Source organism: Streptomyces spiroverticillatus, assembly GCA_014650415.1.
Lineage (GTDB): Bacteria > Actinomycetota > Actinomycetes > Streptomycetales > Streptomycetaceae > Streptomyces > Streptomyces spiroverticillatus.
In genome coordinates this window covers 373,155-388,208 of the sequence record BMUX01000002.1, presented here as the reverse complement: position 1 = coordinate 388,208, position 15,054 = coordinate 373,155, and the positions used below count along the sequence as shown (strand labels likewise).

The 15,054-nt window shown below is 72.0% G+C and carries 18 protein-coding genes; 14 read left to right on the top strand and 4 right to left on the bottom strand.

Annotated features, from left to right (window positions below):
* Positions 1-105: 105 nt before the first annotated feature.
* From IE269_RS06095 to IE269_RS43710, 4 genes are all read left to right on the top strand, one after another.
* On the top strand, positions 106-1,089 hold the full coding sequence (locus IE269_RS06095; protein ID WP_189822074.1) for an ABC transporter ATP-binding protein: 984 nt from the start codon (positions 106-108) through the stop codon (positions 1,087-1,089).
* 20 nt (positions 1,090-1,109) lie between these two features.
* Complete coding sequence (locus IE269_RS06090) at positions 1,110-1,910, top strand: ABC transporter permease (RefSeq protein ID WP_229897875.1); 801 nt, start codon at positions 1,110-1,112, stop codon at positions 1,908-1,910.
* 61 nt (positions 1,911-1,971) lie between these two features.
* Positions 1,972-2,649 (top strand): ABC transporter permease, encoded by a 678-nt coding sequence (locus IE269_RS06085; protein WP_189821692.1) that lies wholly within the window; start codon positions 1,972-1,974, stop codon positions 2,647-2,649.
* A gap of 69 nt (positions 2,650-2,718) precedes the next feature.
* Positions 2,719-2,793, top strand: a complete 75-nt coding sequence (locus IE269_RS43710; RefSeq protein ID WP_472941401.1) for a hypothetical protein — start codon at positions 2,719-2,721, stop codon at positions 2,791-2,793.
* A 192-nt stretch (positions 2,794-2,985) separates the two neighbouring features.
* On the opposite strand, the gene ybaK is transcribed toward IE269_RS43710, so the two are convergent.
* The 4 genes from ybaK to IE269_RS06065 form a co-directional block, all read right to left on the bottom strand.
* Positions 2,986-3,486 (bottom strand): Cys-tRNA(Pro) deacylase, encoded by a 501-nt coding sequence (gene ybaK, locus IE269_RS06080; protein WP_189821691.1) that lies wholly within the window; start codon positions 3,484-3,486, stop codon positions 2,986-2,988.
* A 17-nt stretch (positions 3,487-3,503) separates the two neighbouring features.
* Positions 3,504-4,286 (bottom strand): LON peptidase substrate-binding domain-containing protein, encoded by a 783-nt coding sequence (locus tag IE269_RS06075; RefSeq protein ID WP_189821690.1) that lies wholly within the window; start codon positions 4,284-4,286, stop codon positions 3,504-3,506.
* 5 nt (positions 4,287-4,291) lie between these two features.
* Positions 4,292-5,386 carry a hypothetical protein gene (locus tag IE269_RS06070; protein WP_229897820.1) on the bottom strand — a complete coding sequence of 365 codons (1,095 nt, stop codon included), beginning with the start codon at positions 5,384-5,386 and terminating at the stop codon, positions 4,292-4,294.
* Positions 5,387-5,575: 189 nt separating this feature from the next.
* Positions 5,576-7,195 carry an oxidoreductase gene (locus tag IE269_RS06065; protein WP_189822073.1) on the bottom strand — a complete coding sequence of 540 codons (1,620 nt, stop codon included), beginning with the start codon at positions 7,193-7,195 and terminating at the stop codon, positions 5,576-5,578.
* Between the two features lie 127 nt (positions 7,196-7,322).
* Between IE269_RS06065 and hisD the strand changes: the two genes are divergently transcribed.
* The 10 genes from hisD (at position 7,323) to IE269_RS06015 (ending at position 15,049) form a co-directional block, all read left to right on the top strand.
* A complete protein-coding gene (gene hisD, locus IE269_RS06060) occupies positions 7,323-8,645 on the top strand; it encodes a histidinol dehydrogenase (RefSeq protein ID WP_189821689.1) in 1,323 nt (440 codons plus the stop codon).
* Entirely contained in the window at positions 8,642-9,748 is a 1,107-nt protein-coding gene (locus IE269_RS06055) for a histidinol-phosphate transaminase (protein ID WP_189821688.1), read from the top strand. Before hisD ends, IE269_RS06055 begins: the two co-directional genes overlap by 4 nt.
* Complete coding sequence (hisB, locus tag IE269_RS06050; RefSeq protein WP_189821687.1) at positions 9,745-10,338, top strand: imidazoleglycerol-phosphate dehydratase HisB; 594 nt, start codon at positions 9,745-9,747, stop codon at positions 10,336-10,338. Before IE269_RS06055 ends, hisB begins: the two co-directional genes overlap by 4 nt.
* A 4-nt stretch (positions 10,339-10,342) precedes the next feature.
* Positions 10,343-10,510 carry a hypothetical protein gene (locus IE269_RS06045; RefSeq protein ID WP_189821686.1) on the top strand — a complete coding sequence of 56 codons (168 nt, stop codon included), beginning with the start codon at positions 10,343-10,345 and terminating at the stop codon, positions 10,508-10,510.
* Positions 10,507-11,148, top strand: a complete 642-nt coding sequence (gene hisH / locus IE269_RS06040) for an imidazole glycerol phosphate synthase subunit HisH (RefSeq protein WP_438817566.1) — start codon at positions 10,507-10,509, stop codon at positions 11,146-11,148. The genes IE269_RS06045 and hisH overlap by 4 nt, the downstream gene beginning before the upstream one ends.
* Complete coding sequence (gene priA / locus IE269_RS06035; protein WP_438817567.1) at positions 11,148-11,882, top strand: bifunctional 1-(5-phosphoribosyl)-5-((5-phosphoribosylamino)methylideneamino)imidazole-4-carboxamide isomerase/phosphoribosylanthranilate isomerase PriA; 735 nt, start codon at positions 11,148-11,150, stop codon at positions 11,880-11,882. The genes hisH and priA overlap by 1 nt, the downstream gene beginning before the upstream one ends.
* Entirely contained in the window at positions 11,879-12,280 is a 402-nt protein-coding gene (locus IE269_RS06030; protein ID WP_189821685.1) for a RidA family protein, read from the top strand. The genes priA and IE269_RS06030 overlap by 4 nt, the downstream gene beginning before the upstream one ends.
* A complete protein-coding gene (gene hisF, locus IE269_RS06025) occupies positions 12,277-13,032 on the top strand; it encodes an imidazole glycerol phosphate synthase subunit HisF (RefSeq protein WP_189821684.1) in 756 nt (251 codons plus the stop codon). The genes IE269_RS06030 and hisF overlap by 4 nt, the downstream gene beginning before the upstream one ends.
* A 106-nt stretch (positions 13,033-13,138) precedes the next feature.
* Positions 13,139-14,356: a cytochrome P450 family protein gene (locus IE269_RS06020; protein ID WP_189821683.1), complete on the top strand. Its 1,218-nt coding sequence runs from the start codon at positions 13,139-13,141 to the stop codon at positions 14,354-14,356.
* Between the two features lie 93 nt (positions 14,357-14,449).
* Positions 14,450-15,049, top strand: coding sequence for a winged helix-turn-helix domain-containing protein (locus tag IE269_RS06015; RefSeq protein WP_189821682.1), 600 nt, complete (start codon positions 14,450-14,452; stop codon positions 15,047-15,049).
* Positions 15,050-15,054 lie beyond the last annotated feature (5 nt).

Here is a 15,054-nt window from a genome sequence, read left to right as displayed (position 1 = left end):
TCGTTGCTCGTGAGTACGGGCAGCACCGCACGGGTGACGGAGACAGCGGGCACGGCCTCGGCGCCGCACGAAGGCCCCCGGGACAGGGGCCACGACGGGGACGTCGTGTGCGCGGTCGAAGGCCTGGTCAAGGTGTACGCCGCCGCGCGCGCCCGGCGCGGCGCGCCCGCCGTGCCCGAGGTCCGGGCCAGCGACGGCATCTCCCTCGCCGTGCGCCGGGGCGAGATCTTCGGCCTGCTGGGCCCCAACGGCGCGGGCAAGACCACCCTGGTGCGCCAGCTCACCGGACTCATGCGCCCCGACGCGGGCAGTGTCTCCGTCCTCGGCCACGACCTGGTGCGCCACCCCGAGCGCGCCTCCCGGCTGCTGGCCTACCTCGGCCAGGAGAGCAGTGCTCTCGACGAGCTGACGGTGTCGCTGGCCGTGGAGACCACCGGCCGGCTGCGCGGACTCACGCTGAAGCAGGCGCGCGCCGAGCGTGACGACGTACTCGAAGAACTGGCCCTGACCCCCATCGCGGGCAAGGCGCTCAAGAAGCTCTCCGGCGGTCAGCGCCGGCTGGCGTGCTTCGCGACCGTACTGGTCGGGGAGCGGCCGGTGCTGGTCCTGGACGAGCCGACCACCGGCATGGACCCGGTCGCCCGGCGCGCGGTCTGGTCGGCCGTCGACCGACGGCGCGCCGATCGTGGCGCGACCGTCCTGCTGGTCACCCACAACGTCATCGAGGCCGAGACCGTCCTCGACCGGGTCGCCGTCCTGGAACACGGCAAGGTCATCGCCTGCGACACCCCGGCCGGACTCAAGGCGCACGTCGCCGACGAGGTCCGGGTCGAACTGGTGTGGCGGGAGCGGGCCCCCCTCGACGTCCCCGAGGTGGCGGCCCTGCGCGAGCTGGGCGCAGGGGTGCAGGAGTCCGGGCGGCGCTGGACGCTGCGGCTGGCTCCGGACGAGGCGCGGGCCGCGGTCGCCGCGGTCACCTCGGGAGCGGCGTTCGCCGCACTCGACGACTTCACGCTGGCCACCCCGAGCCTGGAGGACGTGTACCTCGCGCTCGGCGGCGGGCGTACGGAAGGGCTGGTCAAGGCGTGAGCGCGGGAGCCATCGAAGCAGTGGGTACGACGGGGTCCGCAGCGGTTCGCACGGAAGCGGAGGCGGCCGGGGAACTCGCCCCCGCCGCACGCTTCCTCCCCTCCCTGGCGGCCGTGTACCGGGCGCAGCTCTCGCGCGCCCGGGTGGCGCGCATCCCGCTTCTGTTCGTGGCGACGTTCCAGTCCGTCGGGATCATGATCCTGATGCGGGGCGTCGTGGACGGCGGCGGCGAGGCGCGGGCGGTCGTCGCCGGGTCGAGCGTGCTGGTCGTCGCCTTCGTGGCGCTGAACCTGCTCGCCCAGTACTTCGGGCAGCTCAGGGCCAGTGGCGGACTCGACCACTACGCCACGCTGCCGGTGCCGCCCGCCTCGGTGGTGCTGGGCGCGGCGGGCGCGTACGCCTCCTTCACCGTGCCCGGAACGCTCGTCACGGCGGGCATCGGGTGCGTGCTCTTCGACCTGCCGATGGGGCACCTGTGGGTGCTCGCGGCGGTCATCCCGCTGGCCGGTGCGGCGCTCGCCGGACTCGGCGCGGCACTCGGGCTGCTCGCGCCCAAGCCCGAACTGGCCACGCTGCTGGGGCAGTTGGGGATGTCGGCGGCGCTGCTGCTGGGCGTGCTCCCGACCGAGCGGATGCCCCTGCTGATCCAGTACGCACGGGACCTGCTGCCCTCCACGTACGGGGTGGAGGCCTTCGCCCGCACCTTCGACGTACACCCGGACTGGGCGGCGGTCGGCGTCGACCTCGCGGTCTGCGCCGGGGTCGGGGTGGTCTCGCTGGCCGTGGCGACGTGGGCCTACCGGAGGGCTGCGGTCCGCTGAGGGCCGTGTGCGGGGGACGTCCGATGAGGCGTCGCCCGGGAGGGCCTGGCACGATGTCAGGGTGACCGCTCCTCTGACACCGCCTCACCAGCCTTCGCCGCACGACCCCTGGCAGACGCCCGAGGGGGCGACCGACGCGATGGCGTACCCGCCGGCCGAGAACGCCTGTGACCGCAACGCCGAACTGGCCACGGACATCCGCAAGGCCTTGGTCGTGCTGGTCGTGACCGCCGTGCTGGGGCTGGTGCTCGGCGCGCTGTGGGCGTGGCTGGCGCCGAAGGTGCCGCTGATCTCGACCGACAAGGCGGTCTTCCTCAAGGACACCGAGGGGGAGGAGGCGGCCGGGGCGGACGGCGTCTTCGTGCTGCTGTCGCTGGGGATGGGGCTGCTCACCGGGATCGGGGCGTTCCTGTTCCACCGGCGGGGCGGGATTCCGATGGTCGTGGGCATCGCGCTCGGGGCGCTCATGGGGGCGTGGCTGGGGTGGATGGCCGGGGGCTGGTTCGGGCCGACGGCGGACGTGGTGGCCCATGCGAAGGCGGTGGGGGCGGGGGTCGTCTTCGACGCGCCGCTGAAGCTGGGGGCGAAGGGGGCGCTGCTGGCGTGGGCCTTCGTGGGGGTGCTGGTGCACTTGGGGCTGACGGCGGTGTGGGGGGTGCGGGATCCGGAGCCGGAGTTCGAGTGGGGGGCGTATTACGGGACGCCGTCCCAGGGGGCGCACGGTCCTCGGGACGCGTAGGGGGTCGACGCGGTGCCCTTCCTCCGCTAGGACCTAGGGAAACGGTCCGACCGTGAGGGGTGTGACGCGATGTCCAAGAAGACCCGCAAGCGGAAGTGGCGCGTGAAGAAGAACAAGTCCAACCACGGCAAGCGCCCGGCGTAGGGCTGCGCGGGCGGGCGGGGTGGGTGCGGTGTCGCCGCGGGGCGTGTGTGGTTGCTGTTTCGCCTGCGGCGGGCTGCCCCTGACCCGCCCCTTCACCTAAACCCGCGGGGCTGTGAACGGTCCCCGTGCGGGTGGGCGGGTGGCTGGTCGCGCCCACGCGGCGGAGCCGCAAATCGACACAGCCCCGCGCCCCTAGGCGCGCCCGATCGGTGCCAGGACCGCTGAGGTCAGTGCGGCCAGGTCGCCGGGGGCCAGTTCGACCTCCAGTCCCCGGCGGCCCGCCGAGATGCAGATCGTGGCGTGGGCGGAGGCCGACGCGTCCAGCACCGTGCGGAGCTTCTTGCGCTGGCCGAGAGGGGAGATCCCGCCCCGGACGTACCCCGTTGTGCGCTCGGCCGCCGCCGGGTCCGCCATGACCGCCTTCTTGCCGCCGACGGCGGACGCCAGCGCCTTCAGGTCCAGAGAGCCGGCCACCGGCACGACCGCCACGGTCAGCGTCCCGTCCACGTCCGCGACCAGCGTCTTGAAGACCCGGTCCGGGGTGACGCCGAGCGCTGCGGCGGCCTCCTCGCCGTAGGACGCGGCCGCCGGGTCGTGCTCGTACGCATGCACCGTGTACGCGGTGCCCGCCGCCGTCAGGGCCACCGTCGCGGGAGTCCCGCCCGACTGCGCGGCCTGCTTCTTCTTCGCCAACGTACGTAATCCGATCGTCAGTTGGGGCAGGTCGGGGCCCGGGTGAGGGCCTCGGCCGGGATCGACGGCAGGTGCCGGATCAGGGCCGTTTCCTGGCGCAGGATCGTCAGTTCCTCGCGCAGCCGGGTCGCCGTGTCGGGGGCCTGGAGGAGCCGCTGCCGGGTCGGGGTGTCGAGCATGGTCGCGGCCGCCACCAGGTAGGAGACGACCGACGGCTCGTCGGGGAGGTCGGCGGCCGTCGTCAGGGTCGCCTCGCGGGCCCCCGCCAGCCGCTTCTGATACGTACGGAACGCACGCAGCACACCCTCCGCGAGGGCGCCCGCCTCGTCGCCCGGGTCCTCCTCCAGCTCCTCCAGCTCGGCCACCAGGTAGGGGCCGCTCGCGTCCACCGACAGCAGCCGCACCCGCTTCGTGCCCGTGGCCAGCACCTCGAAGCTGCCGTCCTCGCGTTCGCGGATGGTCGCCGCGTCCGCGATGCAGCCCACCCGGTGGAAGGCCTGGATGGGGTCGGCGCCGAAGCCCGCCGCCGGGCCCTGCTCGGTGAGGGCGGTGGGGTCGTCGGGCATCCCGGTCGCGGTGCGGGCGGTCTCCCGGCCGTCACGGATCGCCACGACCGCGAAGCGGCGCGCCTCGTCGTCCGTACCGTCGTCGGAGTCGGAGCCCGCGTCCGCGTCGGGGGACGACTTCAGCAAGTCGCGCATCATGGCGCGATAACGCTCCTCGAACACGTTCAGCGGCAGGACGAGGCCGGGGAACAGCACCGAGTTGAGCGGGAAGAGCGGCAGGCGAGCGGTGGTCACAGCGCTCAAGCGTAATGGCCGTCGGACCTGCTGCGTCCGGGAGTCCATTTACGGGACCCCTCGGGTTTCGTCCGGCCCGCCGCCGGGGCCGGTCCCGCGCCCGCCAGGGAGCGTGCCGTGTCCCGCAGTTCGAGGAACCGGCCGAGCGGGTCCTCGGTGAGCCGGGCCCACGGGAAGGACGTCGCGTACGGCCCGATCAGGTGGAACTGCTCCACCGCGTCCGCCCACCGCTCGCGGGAGACCAGGACGTACGCCAGGAGGTTGCGGACCTCCGCCGTCCACGGGTCGCCGGGCGCGTACTCGGCGGACAGCGTGATCGCCAGGTCGGCCGCCTTGTCGATACGGGCGGTCAGGTCGACCGCGAGGGGCCGCCCGCCCATCGCGTCCCGACCGGCGAGCAGTGCGAACGCGGCCCGCAGCGGGAGCGCCTGGATGAGCGAGCCGGGCAGCGCGTCGTCGGCGGCCTGCTCGGCGAAGTCGAAGCATTCGCGGTACGTGGACCCCTGTGCGGCCAGGTACTTCAGGGCGGCGACATGGCAGCCGTAGTGGTGCGAGGAGCGGCGGACGGCCTGCCCCCACAGCGCCTCGAAGGTGTCGTGGGCGGCCTGGGTGCCGCGTGCGTGGTCGAGCGCGATGCGCCAGGGCACGGGGTCGCAGGGCGCACCGGCCGCCGCCGCGTCGATCAGCGGGCCCGCCGGGCGCAGCCGGTCGGCGGGGGCCGGGGACTCCAGCGCCCTGCGGACCTCCAGCTCGGCCTTGACCAGGAGCGCGTCCGGGTCGCTGGGCGCGGCCAGCAGCCAGTCGGTGAGCCAGTCCTGCCGGTGGTGGGCGAACGCGGCGAGCCGCAGCGTGTACCGGTCGCGGTTCTCCCACTCGGCGTCCTCGCGGGTCGCGGCCAGGAGGGCGGCGGCGGGTGCGTAGCGGCCCTGGGCGGCGGCGACGATGGCGGGGGCGATGCGCGCGTCGGGGGCGTCGAGCAGCAGGTCTTCTTCTGCGGTGCAGTCGTCGGCGGAGTCCGTGGCGGACGGCCCGCCGGCCGGGCGCGGCGAGACCCGGCGGGACCGGCGTGCGGTGCTCATCAGGGCGCGAAGGAAAGACATGGTCCAGCCATTGAAAACCGCAGGTGAGCGGGGTGCCAGGGGCGGTCTGTGAAGCTTTGGTAGCGGCGCGAAGGTTGTACGGTTTCCGGTCAAGGGACGGTAAAGAAAGCGGGGGGAGAAGGGGCGGGCGGGGAGGGCGTGTGGCGGTGCGGGGAAGGCGCGGTGAACGAGACTCTCCTCACCCCCTCCTCACCCCCGCCGCAGCAGCCGCGAGGCGCCCGCCGCGACGGTCGTCGCCAGGATCCAGCCCAGCAGGATCAGGCCCGCGGCGGCCCACTGCCAGACGCCCGTGAGGAGCCAGTAGCCGTCCTGGCCGAGGTTGATGACCGGGACCAAGAGGTCCAGGGCGTACAGGGGCGCGCTCCACTGGGGGTGCTCGTCGGCCTTGATCGGCTGGGGGTCGTAACGGGAGAAGGCGAGGGTCCCCGCCGCCCACAGCACCGCCATCCACAGCGCCGCCCGGCCCGGCCGGTACCCGTACGCCACCGTCCAGTCCTGGAGGACGCCCCACACCTTCCCGGCCAGCGGCAGCGTCTCGCGGCGGCGGCGCTGCTTGGTGAGCAGGACCTCGCGGGCCTCGGAGTCCTCGCCGCTGTTGCGCTTGACGGCGGCCAGGCGTTCGTACGGCTCCGGGGCGTACTCGGGGGTCGCCGCCGTCACCCACTCCAGCCGCCTGGCCAGCGGGAAGTGCCCCACCGGGACCAGGACCTCGTACGCGAACCCGCCCATCGACAGCTGGCCGGGCCCCGGCCAGCTCGTCGACTTGTCGACCAGGGTGACGATCTTCGCTCCGGACAGCACGACCTTCCCCCGCTCCGGGCGCTCGCAGAGGAAGCGCAGCTCGGGGGTCTGGATGCGGCGCAGCGAGAGCTGCTGGTCGTTCTCCAGCGTGAAGCGCGCGTCCTGGAGGTCGATCGCGTCGCCGAACCGTCCGTCGTCCAGCCGGATGCCGCCCAGGCACTCGAAGCGCTGCATGCGCACGCCCCGGGCGGGGGTGTTGCCGACGCCCCGGCCGATGCCGTACGGGGGCGTGGTGTTCCCGTACGTCTGCGAGGAGAGCCCGGCCGGAGTCAGGTAGAGCGTTCGTTCCACCGTGAGCTGGGGGGCGTTCAGCGCGAGCTTTCCGTACGGGTTGCTGAGGCGGCTGCCGCGCAGGCTCAGGGACACGCCGACCTTCGCGCCGCGCAGGCTGATCTCGCCGTGCGTCTCGATCAGCTCGGCCTGGAGGTCCTGCGCCACCGCGAGCCCGTCGGCGAGCAGCGACTTCCCGCGCCGGTCGCGGCCGATCACGATCTGGTTGATCAGCAGGTCCGTGCCGATCTGGGCGTCGGTGAGCCGCACCCCGTTCTCCACCCGGCAGCGCGGCAGATGCAGATCGCCCTCGGTGTGCAGCCGGGCCGCCTCCAGCCGGGGGATCGAGCACCCCACCAGGCGCAGCGTCGTGAACCGGCACTCCGGCAGCCGCAGCTCGCGGTCGAACCGGCACCCGTTCATCTCCACGTACGGGGCCACCGTGCCGCCCGACAGGTTCAGCTCCCCGGTGATCTGCACCCCGCGCAGCTTCAGCGCCGCCACCCGGCCCGGCAGCGCGCCCGGACCGCTGAGCAGCAGCAACGCCACCACCCTGGCGCGGACCGTGCGCTCGGGCCCCCAGGAGCGGGCGGCCATCGGATCATCGGCGAGGGGGTCGTTCGCCCGCAGGTCACAGGTGCTGCCGTTGCGGAACGCCTGCCACATCCCCAGCTCCGCCGCGCTGAGCCAGTCGGGCGCCTCGTCGTCCCGCTGCGCCTCGGTCACTGCGCCGCCCATCCCCTCGCTCGCGTACGTAACGCAGTGCACGCTAGCCGTCACCGGTGACACCCGGGACCACTGTGGCTCGTATCAGCCAGTGATACGGGCGACCGGTGGCCGGAAGCGGTCTGCGAGAATTGGGCCCGTGATCTCACGAATCGATCTGCGCGGCAAGGCCCTCCCCGAGGGTGGAGCCCTGCGCGACCTGCTGCCCCGAGCCGACTTCGACGTGACGACCGCCCTGGAGAAGGTGCGGCCGATCTGCGAGGACGTGCATCATCGTGGCGACACGGCGCTGATCGAGTACGCGGAGAGGTTCGACGGGGTCACGCTGGCCGAGGTCCGGGTCCCGGCGCAGGCGATCGCCGACGCGCTGGAGAAGCTGGATCCCGAGGTGCGGGCCGCCCTGGAGGAATCGATCCGGCGGGCCAGGCTCGTCCACCGCGCACAGCGCCGCTCCACCCACACCACGCAGGTCGTGCCCGGCGGCACGGTCACCGAGAAGTGGGTGCCCGTCGACCGCGTGGGCCTGTACGCGCCCGGCGGCCGGTCCGTCTACCCGTCGTCCGTGATCATGAACGTGGTCCCGGCGCAGGAGGCGGGCGTTGCGTCGATCGCGCTGGCCTCCCCGGCCCAGGCCGAGACCGGCGGCCTGCCGCACCCCACGATCCTGGCCGCGTGCGCGCTGCTCGGGATCGACGAGGTGTACGCGGCCGGCGGCGCGACCGCCGTCGCGATGTTCGCGTACGGCACCGAGTCCTGCGCGCCCGCCAACATGGTCACCGGCCCCGGCAACATCTGGGTCGCCGCCGCCAAGCGCTACTTCGCGGGCCGCATCGGCATCGACGCCGAGGCCGGCCCCACGGAGATCGCCGTGCTCGCGGACGACACCGCCGACCCGATGCACGTCGCCGCCGACCTGATCTCCCAGGCGGAGCACGACCCGCTGGCCGCCGCCGTCCTCGTCACGGACTCCGCCGCGCTCGCGGACGCCGTCGAGAACGAACTCGTACCGCAGGTCGACGCCAGCAAGCACAAGGCCGACCGGATCCTCCCGGCGCTCGCCGGGCGGCAGTCCGCGATCGTGCTGGTGGAATCGCTGGAGGACGGCCTCAAGGTGGTCGACGCGTACGGCGCCGAGCACCTGGAGATCCAGACCGCCGACGCCGCCGCCCTCGCCGACCGGGTCCGCAACGCGGGCGCGATCTTCGTCGGCGCGTACGCCCCGGTCTCCCTCGGCGACTACTGCGCGGGCTCCAACCACGTCCTGCCCACCGGCGGCTGCGCCTGCCACTCCTCGGGCCTGTCCGTCCAGTCCTTCCTGCGCGGCATCCACGTCGTGGACTACTCCCGCGAGGCCCTCGCCGACGTCGCCCACCACGTGGTGACGCTCGCCGAGGCGGAGGACCTCCCGGCGCACGGCGCGGCGATCAAGGCCAGGTTCGGATGGAAGGTCCCGAAGGCATGACGAACATCGACGACCTCCCCATCCGCGAGGAGCTGAAGGGCAAGTCCCCTTACGGCGCCCCCCAGTTGGACGTCCCCGTCCGGCTGAACACCAACGAGAACCCGTACCCGCTCCCCGAAGCCCTGGTCGACCGCATCGCCGAGCGCGTCCGCGAGGCCGCCCGGGACCTCAACCGCTACCCCGACCGGGACGCGGTGGAGCTCCGTACGGAACTGGCCAAGTACCTCACGAAGACCGCAGGTCACGACGTCACCGTCAAGCACCTGTGGGCCGCCAACGGCTCCAACGAGATCCTCCAGCAGCTCCTCCAGACCTTCGGCGGCCCGGGCCGTACCGCCATCGGTTTCGAGCCCTCGTACTCGATGCACGCGCTGATCTCGCGCGGCACGGGCACGGGCTGGATCTCCGGCCCCCGCAACGACGACTTCACCATCGACGTCGAAGCGGCGAAGAAGGCCATCGCCGAGCACAAGCCCGACGTCGTCTTCATCACCAGCCCCAACAACCCCACCGGCACCGCCGTCGAGGCCGACACCGTCCTCGCGCTGTACGACGCCGCCCAGGCCGCCAAGCCGTCCCTGGTCGTCATCGACGAGGCGTACGGCGAATTCAGCCACCGCGCCTCGCTGCTGCCGCTGATCGAGGACCGCCCGAACCTGGTGCTCTCCCGCACCATGTCCAAGGCCTTCGGCGCGGCCGGGCTGCGGCTCGGCTACCTCGCCGCCGACCCGGCCGTGGTGGACGCGGTCCAGCTCGTACGGCTGCCGTACCACCTGTCCTCCGTCACCCAGGCCACCGCGCTCGCCGCGCTGGAGCACACCGATACCCTGCTCGGATACGTCGAACAGCTGAAGGCCGAGCGCGACCGTCTGGTCGCCGAGCTGCGGGCCATCGGCTACGAGGTCACCGAGTCGGACGCCAACTTCGTCCAGTTCGGCCGCTTCGACGACGCGCACGCCGTGTGGCAGCAGATCCTCGACCGGGGCGTCCTGGTCCGGGACAACGGCGTACCGGGCTGGCTGCGGGTCACGGCAGGCACCCCCGACGAGAACGACGCGTTCCTGGAAGCGGTACGCGCACTCAAGAAGGAGCAGAGCGCATGAGCCGCATCGGACGTGTCGAGCGCACGACCAAGGAGACCTCCGTCGTCGTCGAGATCGACCTCGACGGCACCGGCAAGGTCGACGTCGCCACGGGCGTGGGCTTCTACGACCACATGCTCGACCAGCTCGGCCGCCACGGCCTCTTCGACCTCACGGTCAAGACGGACGGCGACCTGCACATCGACACCCACCACACCATTGAGGACACCGCGCTCGCGCTGGGCGCCGCCTTCAAGCAGGCCCTCGGCGACAAGGTCGGCATCTACCGCTTCGGCAACTGCACCGTCCCGCTGGACGAGTCCCTCGCCCAGGTCACCGTCGACCTCTCCGGCCGCCCCTACCTCGTGCACACCGAGCCCGAGAACATGGCGCCGATGATCGGCACGTACGACACGACCATGACCCGGCACATCTTCGAGTCCTTCGTCGCGCAGGCGCAGATCGCCCTGCACATCCACGTGCCGTACGGGCGCAACGCGCACCACATCGTGGAGTGCCAGTTCAAGGCCCTGGCGCGGGCACTGCGCTACGCCGCCGAGCGCGACCCGCGCGCGGCCGGCATCCTCCCCTCGACCAAGGGCGCGCTGTAACCCCATGAACGGTCTCAACACCATCCTCATCGTCGTCGGCCTCTTCCTGGCCGGCGGCGTGTACTCCTTCTCCAAGCAGAAGATGCCCAAGGGCGTCATCGTGCTGCTCGCCCTCGCCTCCGTGATGTGTCTGGTCGCGGGCATCCTGCGTATTCAGGGACTCTGGGAATGACGAACATGAAGAAGGTCGTGGTCTTCGACTACGGCTTCGGCAACGTCCGGTCGGCCGAGCGGGCGCTCGCCCGGGTCGGCGCGGACGTCGAGATCACCCGCGACTACGACACCGCGATGAACGCGGACGGGCTGCTGGTGCCCGGCGTCGGCGCGTTCTCCGCCTGCATGAAGGGCCTGAAGGAGGCGCGCGGCGACTGGATCGTCGGCCGCCGCCTGTCCGGCGGACGCCCCGTCCTCGGCATCTGCGTCGGCATGCAGATCCTCTTCGAGCGCGGCATCGAGCATGGGGTCGAGACCGAGGGCCTGGACGAGTGGCCCGGCGAGGTCGCCCCGCTCAAGGCCGACGTCGTACCGCACATGGGCTGGAACACCGTCGAGGCGGCCCCCGGCTCGGAGCTGTTCGCGGGTCTGGACGCCGACGAGCGCTACTACTTCGTGCACTCGTACGCCGTCCACGACTGGACCCTCGAAGTGACCAACCCCAAGATCCGCTCCCCGCGCGTCAGTTGGTCCACGCACGGCGAGCCCTTCGTCGCGGCCGTCGAGAACCAGGCACTGTGGGCGACCCAGTTCCACCCCGAGAAGTCCGGCGACGCCGGAGCCCAGCTGCTCACCAACTGGATCGGAACCCTCTGATGTCTTCGCTGCACAAGCTTGAACTGCTGCCCGCCGTCGACGTCCGCGACGGCCAGGCCGTCCGCCTCGTGCACGGCGAGTCCGGCTCCGAGACCTCGTACGGCTCCCCGCTGGAGGCGGCCCTCGCCTGGCAGAAGTCCGGTGCCGAGTGGCTGCACCTGGTCGACCTGGACGCCGCCTTCGGCACCGGCGACAACCGCAAGGTCATCGCCGAGGTCGCCGCCGCGATGGACATCAAGGTCGAGCTGTCCGGCGGCATCCGCGACGACGCCTCCCTGGAGGCCGCGCTCGCCACCGGCTGCAAGCGCGTCAACCTCGGCACCGCCGCCCTGGAGACCCCCGAGTGGGTCGCGAAGGTCATCTCCCAGTACGGCGACAAGATCGCGGTCGGCCTGGACGTACGGGGAACCACCCTGCGCGGCCGGGGCTGGACCCGTGACGGCGGCGACCTGTACGAGACGCTGGCCCGCCTCGACTCCGAGGGCTGCGCCCGGTACGTCGTCACCGACATCGCCAAGGACGGCACCCTCCAGGGCCCCAACCTGGAGCTCCTGAAGAACGTCTGCGCCGCCACCGACAAGCCCGTCGTGGCCTCCGGCGGCGTCTCCTCGCTGGACGACCTGCGGGCCATCGCCTCGCTGGTGCCGGACGGCGTCGAGGGTGCGATCGTCGGCAAGGCGCTGTACGCGAAGGCGTTCACGCTGGAAGAGGCGCTGGAGGCGGTCTCCCGATGACCTCTTCGCCAGTGCGCCGCGTCCAGACCGGCGCTCCCTGGGAGGAGCAGTTCGGCTACGCGCGCGCCGTGGAACTGCCCAACGGGCTTGTCCTGGTGGCCGGCTGCACGTCCGTGGTGGACGGCGTCATCGACGCCGGGACCCCGTACGAGCAGACCATGACCGCCTTCGGCGTCGCCGAGAAGGCCCTCCAGCAGCTCGGCCTGACCCGCGCCGACGTCGTCCGCACCCGGATGTACATCACGCACGCCCGCGACGTCGACGAGGTGGGCCGCGCCCACAAGGAGCTCTTCGACACCGTCCGCCCGGCCGCGTCCATGCTGATCGTCTCCGGCTTCGTCGACCCCTCGCTGGTCGTCGAGGTCGAGGTCGAGGCGTACCGGGGAGGGGCCGCATGAGCGTCTCCGTACGGGTCATCCCCTGCCTGGACGTCGACAACGGGCGAGTCGTCAAGGGCGTCAACTTCCAGAACCTGCGCGACGCCGGCGACCCCGTCGAGATGGCCAAACTGTACGACGCCGAGGGCGCCGACGAGCTGACCTTCCTGGACATCACCGCCTCCTCCGGCGACCGGGAGACCACCTACGACGTGGTGCGCCGCACCGCCGAGCAGGTCTTCATCCCGCTCACGGTGGGCGGCGGCGTGCGGACCGCCGACGACGTGGACAAGCTGCTGCGGGCCGGGGCCGACAAGGTGGGCGTCAACACGGCCGCCATCGCCCGCCCCGAGCTGATCCGCGAGATCGCGGAGCGCTTCGGCCGTCAGGTGCTGGTCCTGTCGGTCGACGCCCGGCGCACCGCGTCCGGCTCCTTCGAGGTCACCACGCACGGCGGCCGCCGCTCGGCGGGCATCGACGCGATCGAATGGGCGCACCGGGCCGCCGAGCTGGGCGCGGGCGAGATCCTGCTCAACTCGATGGACGCCGACGGCACCAAGGACGGCTACGACACCGAGATGATCGCCGCCGTGCGGGGGCACGTCACCGTGCCCGTCATCGCCAGCGGCGGTGCGGGCACGCTGGAGCACTTCGCCCCGGCCGTCGACGCGGGCGCGGACGCGGTCCTCGCCGCCTCCGTCTTCCACTTCGGCGATCTGCGGATCAGCGAGGTCAAGTCGGCTCTCAGCAGCGCCGGTCACCCGGTCCGCTGACCCGGACCCGGCAAGTTCTTCGTACAACTGTCGTAAAACCTGCTGTGGTGGAAGATCGGCACTGACTAGCGTTCCCCCTCGGAAGTCCATCCGAGGGGGAACAGTCATGTCCGCGCCCAGTCCCGTGCCCGCCGTCGAACTCCTGAAGCTCAGCCCCGACTTCGTCGCCGATCCCTACCCCGTCTACGCCGAACTGCGCGCCCGGGGCCCGGTGCACCGCGTGCTGACCCCGGAGGGCGAGGACCTGTGGCTCGTCGTCGGGCACGAGGAATGCCGTGCGGCCTACACCGACCCCCGGTTCAGCCGGGACTGGCGCACCCACGGCCACCTCGCACCGGTGCTGCCCGCCTACGCGTACGGGCCCGGCAACGCGCACGTCCTGCTCAGCGACCCGCCGGACCACACCCGGATGCGCCGGCTGGTGGCCCGCGAATTCACGCCACGCCGCATCGAGGCCCTCGCGCCCCGCGTGCAGCAGGTCACCGACGCGCTGCTCGACGCCATGGCGGCGGACGGGGCGCGCGCGGCCGACGTCATCGACGCGCTCGCCTTCCCGCTGCCGATGACCGTCATCTGCGACCTGCTCGGGGTGCCCGACCTGGACCGGGACGCCTTCCGGGGCTGGTCCAACGAGGTGGTGGCACCCACCAGCCCCGAGGCCGAACAGGCCGCGTACGGGGCGGCCATGCCGTACCTCACCGGGCTCATCGAGGACAAGCGCAAGGCGCCGGGCGAGGACCTGCTCAGCGCGCTCATCCACACCGCCGACGAGGACGGCGACCGGCTCAGCCAGGACGAACTCCTCTCCATGGCCTTCCTGTTGATCGTCGCGGGCCACGAGACGACCGTGAACCTGATCGGCAACGGCCTGCGCGCCCTCTTCAACCACCCCGACCAGCTCGCCCTGCTCCGCGGTGACCTGGACGGTCTGATCGACGGGGCCGTCGAGGAGGCGCTGCGCTACGACGGGCCCGTCGAGGGCTCGACACCGCGCATCGCCCGCGAGGACATCGAGTTCGGCGGGGCGCACATCCCGGCCGGGTCCTCGGTGGTGATCGTGATGGCCGACGCCGACCGCGACGAGAAGCGCTTCGAGGAACCGCACCGCTTCGACATCCGGCGCGACGCCCGCGGCCACATCGCCTTCGGGCACGGCATCCACTTCTGCCTCGGCGCGCCGCTCGCCCGGCTGGAGGGCCGCATCGCGTTGCGCAGCGTCCTGGAGCGCTTCCCGGAGCTGGCGGCCGACGGGTCGCCGGACGCCGGACCGTGGATTCCCGGACTGCTCATCCGCGGCGTCCGGACGCTGCGAGTCCGCTGGTAGACCGTCAAGTAACTGTGAAGAAAAGGGAGTTGCGCCTGAAAAGTTGAGCAAAGAATATTGCGCAACTTTCCTTTCCTTCCTTACTGTGCGCACATGGCACCGGAAACCGAACATCCGCCCGAGCCTCGGCGCATCACGGATCTCGATGCCCTCAAAGTGTTCACCCACCCGCTGCGCATCGAGCTGTACCGTGCCCTGTTCACCGGGGGTGCCGCCACCGCCTCGCACCTGTCGGACCGGGTCGACGAGGCGGTCTCGCTGGTCAGTTACCACCTGCGGAAGATGGCCGCGCACGGCTTCATCGTCGAGGCCCCGGAGATGAGCAGTGACGGCCGGGAGCGCTGGTGGCGGGTCGAGCGCGGATTCACCTTCCGCAACTCCGACTTCGGCGACGCCCCGGAGAGCGTGGCCGTCGTCGGCCAGGTGACCCGCCAGCTCCTGCGGGCCCGGCAGGAGCGGTACGACACCTATCTCGACCACAGCGCGAGCTGGGGCAAGGAGTGGGTGGACGCGGCCTTCAACTGGGAGTACATGCCCCGGCTGACCGTCACCGAGTTCCAGCAACTGTCCGAAGAGATCCGCGAGTTGATCATCGCCTACCGGGAGCGCGGGCGCGCCGCCGAGGCGGCGGGTGACACGGAGGGGCGCGAGCAGGTCTCCGTCCAGATGTTCGGCTTTCCGTTCCGTCCCTGAGAGGT